At 67.2% G+C, this 3,676-nt stretch carries 2 protein-coding genes; one reads left to right on the forward strand and one right to left on the reverse strand.

Going from position 1 to position 3,676, the window contains the following annotated elements; genetic code table 11:
* Positions 1 to 1,277 (reverse strand): MFS transporter (locus VFX99_RS15120; RefSeq protein ID WP_329667117.1); only part of this gene is annotated, 1,277 nt, incomplete at its 3' end.
* Between the two features lie 312 nt (positions 1,278 to 1,589).
* On the opposite strand from VFX99_RS15120, the gene ileS reads away from it, so the two are divergent.
* Positions 1,590 to 3,676: isoleucine--tRNA ligase (gene ileS / locus VFX99_RS15125; protein WP_329667118.1), on the forward strand; the 2,087-nt coding region annotated here is incomplete at its 3' end.

Genomic DNA, 3,676 nt, shown 5'->3' on the forward strand with positions numbered 1-3,676 from the left:
GCTCGCCTCGACGCGGCGTAGGCCGCGATGAGCGTGATCAGCGCCATCGGAGCAAGTACCACGCCGGGGTGCCACCAGGCGAAGCCGGTTCCCTCCCCGATCGCCAGCGTGAGCGCCGGGACGAACCCGCTGATGGTCGCGGCGATCGCGTACGAGATGGACAGCGCCGAGTAGCGGAAACGGTCCGGGAACAGATCATTCATGAGCCCGCCGAGCGCTGCCCAGGACATCGTCGGGAGGATGCCGCCGACGATCATCGTGGCGACGAGGATCGGGAAGGTCGCGAACTGGAGCAGGAAGTACATCGGGAAGGCGATGAGCAGTGTTCCCAGCGCCCCCCACGCGACGACACGTGCCGAGCCGATCCGCGTCGCCCAGGCCCCGAACAGCGGGATCGTGACCAGCTGCAGCAGTCCGCCGATGGTGGTCGCGACGAGCAGATCCTGGAAGCTGAAGCCGAGCTCGGCGACGCCGTAGTTGATGGTGTACGTGTTCATCAGCGAGTACGAGCCGATGCCGAGGAGCGCGGCCCCGATGGCGATGACGACAGCGCTGGGCCGCGCGGTGAACATCGTCACGAACGGGACGCGCTCCCGGCGATCCTCGGCGACGACCCCGCGGAACACGGGGGTCTCATCGATCGACCACCGCAGGTAGAGCGAGACCAGCAGCAGAGGGAAGGCGATCAGGAACGGGATGCGCCATCCCCACGCCGCCAGCGCCTCTGCGGGCAGGACGAGCGTCATCAGGATGAACAGAGCCGCGGAGAGGATCGAGCCGACCGGTGAGCCGAGCTGAGGGATGGCCGCGTAGAAGGCGCGTTTCACCGGGCCGGAGTGCTCCGTCGCGAGCAGGATCGAGCCGCCCCACTCGCCGCCCAGGGACAGACCCTGCGCGATGCGCAGGAGGACCAGCAGAACTGCCCCGAGCCATCCGGCCTGCGCATACGTGGGAAGCAGGCCGATGAGGCCGGTCGCGACGCCCATGACGCCCACCGTCCACAGGAGCGTCGTGCGTCGACCCAGCCGATCGCCCATGTAGCCGAAGATCACCGCGCCGATCGGGCGTACCAGGAACGCGACGGCGATCGTGGAGAACGCGAGCAGCTGCGCACCGAACGGGCCGAGCGGCTCGAAGAACAAGGGGCCGATGAAGTACGCCGAGAAGTAGGCGAAGACGTAGAAGTCGAACGATTCGAGCGAGGTCCCGACCATCGACGCCCATGCGACGCGACGGACCGGAGTGGCGGAGGGGGAGAGGGGTGCGGAAGATGTCACAGGCAACCATCCTGCCACCCTTCGGGCTTCATGGATCGCGTCCAGAAACGATGCGCTCGACGGCGTCCTGCGTGGCCGGGCGGGCGCGTAGAATCGGAGGACGAGCATCGATCCGGACATCACCGGGGAGCTTCCGGAAGAAAAGGGCGCGAGCCCCCAGTAGAACCGGACGGGGCAGGCCCGTCACAGCCGCAGTGAGAGGGGCATCGACATCCAGCCGAGCGCTGGAGCCGGGGCACGCGGGGTGGTACCGCGGTCCTCCCGAACGGGAGGATCGTCCTCGCAGGAAGCATCGCAACCTGCTGGAGTGACATGACCTACCCCAAGTCCGGACCCGACGTTCCCCCGAGCCCTCGCTTTCCGGCGATCGAGCGCGAGGTCATCGACTTCTGGAAGGCGGACGACACCTTCCGCGCGTCCATCCAGAATCGTGAGGGCGCCCCGGAGTGGGTGTTCTACGACGGTCCGCCCTTCGCGAACGGTCTGCCGCATTACGGCCACCTGCTCACCGGGTACGCGAAGGATCTGTTCCCGCGGTTCCAGACGATGCGCGGAAACCGCGTCGACCGGGTCTTCGGGTGGGACACCCACGGACTCCCCGCCGAGCTCGAGGCGATGAAGCAGCTCGGCATCACCGAGAAGGAGGAGATCGAGCGCATGGGCGTGGCGACCTTCAACTCGAAGGCGCGCGAATCCGTGCTCGCCTACACGCGCGAGTGGGAGGACTACGTCACCCGCCAGGCCCGCTGGGTCGATTTCGATCGGGGTTACAAGACTCTCGACACCGACTACATGGAGAGCGTCCTGTGGGCGTTCAAGACGCTGTACGACAAGGGTCTCGCGTACGAGGGATACCGTGTCCTGCCGTACTGCTGGCGCGATCAGACCCCGCTGTCCAGCCACGAGCTTCGGATGGACGACGACGTGTACAAGATGCGTCAGGATCCGTCGGTCACCGTCACCTTCCCACTGGTCGGATTGAAGGCAGAGGCCCTCGGACTGACCGGGGTGCGCGCGCTGGCCTGGACCACCACGCCGTGGACGCTGCCCACCAACCTGGCGCTGGCCGTAGGCCCCGGCATCCGTTACGTCGTCGTACCGGGCGGACCGCTCGGCGCCGCCGACGTGCATCACGGTCCCGACGGGCGCAGCGACGAGCTCGCCGAGGCCGAATCGCACCGCTACCTCCTCGCGGAGGACCTGCTGCCCGGTTACGCGAAAGACCTCGGCTATGAGACCGCTGCGGATGCGGTCGCGGCGGTCGAGGCCGTCCACCTCGGCGCCGACCTCGCGGACGTGCACTACGACCGCCTCTTCGATTACTACGCGGATGCCGAGGTCTACGGCACGCACGACGCATGGCGGATCCTCGCTGACGACTACGTGACGACCGGCGATGGCACCGGAATCGTCCACCAGGCGCCTGCTTACGGCGAGGACGACCAGCGCGTCACGGAGGCGGCCGGCATCCCGCTCATCATGAGCCTCGACGACGGCGGGCGCTTCCTCCCGGCCGTGAGCGATGTCGCGGGAGAGCTGTGGATGGATGCCAACACCCCGCTGGTGCGGATCCTCCGGCAGAGCGGGCGCCTGCTCCGGCTCGCGAGCTACGAGCACTCGTACCCGCACTGCTGGCGCTGCCGCAATCCGCTCATCTACAAGGCGGTCTCCAGCTGGTTCGTCCGGGTCACGGACCTCAAGGACCGGCTGGTCGAGCTGAACCAGCAGATCACCTGGGTGCCCGAGAACGTGAAGGACGGTCAGTTCGGAAAGTGGCTCGAAGGCGCGCGCGACTGGTCGATCAGCCGCAACCGCTACTGGGGCTCGCCCATCCCGATCTGGAAGAGCGACGACCCCGAGTATCCGCGCGTCGACGCCTACGGCTCGCTGGCCGAGCTCGAGCGGGATTTCGGTCGGCTGCCGCGCAACTCCGCCGGCGAGGTCGACCTGCACCGCCCGTACATCGACGAGCTCACCCGGCCGAATCCAGATGACCCGACCGGAGCGAGCACCATGCGCCGCATCGAAGACGTGCTCGACGTGTGGTTCGACTCCGGTTCGATGCCCTTCGCGCAGGTGCACTATCCGTTCGAGAACCACGAGTGGTTCGACGAGCATTCTCCGGCCGACTTCATCGTCGAGTACATCGGCCAGACGCGCGGCTGGTTCTATCTCATGCACGTCCTGTCGGGCGCGCTGTTCGACCGTCCGGCGTTCACCGGCGTCAGCTGCCACGGAATCGTGTTGGGCAGCGACGGCCAGAAGATGTCGAAATCGCTGCGCAACTATCCCGACGTCAGCGAGGTGTTCGACCGCGACGGATCCGACGCGATGCGCTGGTTCCTCATGGCGAGCTCGGTTCTTCGCGGGGGCAACCTCGTCGTGACCGAGGAGGGCAT

It is taken from the genome of Microbacterium sp. (assembly GCF_036277215.1).
Classification (GTDB): Bacteria; Actinomycetota; Actinomycetes; order Actinomycetales; family Microbacteriaceae; genus Microbacterium.